Source organism: Parablautia muri (assembly GCF_009917485.1).
Classification (GTDB): domain Bacteria; phylum Bacillota; class Clostridia; order Lachnospirales; family Lachnospiraceae; genus Suilimivivens; species Suilimivivens muri.
This window is the reverse complement of record NZ_QZDT01000192.1, coordinates 1-755: the sequence shown is the minus strand read 5'-3', so window position 1 is coordinate 755 and position 755 is coordinate 1. Positions and strand designations below refer to the sequence as shown.

Sequence of the window (755 nt, the reverse complement as noted above, 5' to 3'; positions counted from 1 at the left end):
GTCGAAGCGGAAAGCGTCGCCTATACTGTCTGCCAACATTACGGGCTTGATACGTCGGACTACTCTTTCGGATACGTTGCCGGGTGGAGCAGCGGGCGGGAGTTGTCCGAGTTGAAAAGCTCCCTTGAAACGATACGCAGCGCAGCCGCCGAGATTATCAATTCCATAGACGCGAACCTTGCGGAGCTGCAACAGGCACAGGACAAGGAGCAGACCGCCGGACAGGAGCAGCCGGAAGCCCCGGCAAAGGCAGATACAGCCGGGAAAGAGAAGCCGGAGCCGGAAGCAGCCGCACCGAGAAAATCCGGCGCACAGGAAAAGGCGGGCGCAGCCCCGAAAGAAGCCTTTACCCCGGAAACGATTTACAGGGTGCGCCGGAACCCTTACGGCGACAGCCGGGAAAACAGCTACCTCTTGCAAGCCTATGTGACACAGGAAAACGGGCGGGCGAAAATGGGGGACGTTCTTTTCACCGGGACGCCGGAGAAATGCCGCGAGCTTATGGGGCAGCTCAAAAGCGGCGAGCTGACCGAGGGCGACGTAAAGCAGCTTTACGCAAAGGCACAGGAAACGGCGCAGACCGCCGGACAGGGCAAAGACACCTTTTCCATTTACCAGATAAAAGGCGGGGACGAAACAAGGGATTTCCGCTTTGAGCCATACGACCGCCTGCAGGCGGCGGGAAATGTGGTTGACAGGGCGAACTATGAGCTTGTCTATTCCGCGCCCCTTGCGCCGGAAACTTCCCTTGAAGA

The 755-nt window shown here is 58.7% G+C and carries 1 protein-coding gene; it reads left to right on the top strand.

What is annotated here, in order from left to right; genetic code table 11:
* On the top strand, window positions 1-755 hold a 755-nt coding region (locus D5281_RS25165), incomplete at both ends, for a YodL domain-containing protein (RefSeq protein WP_277935641.1).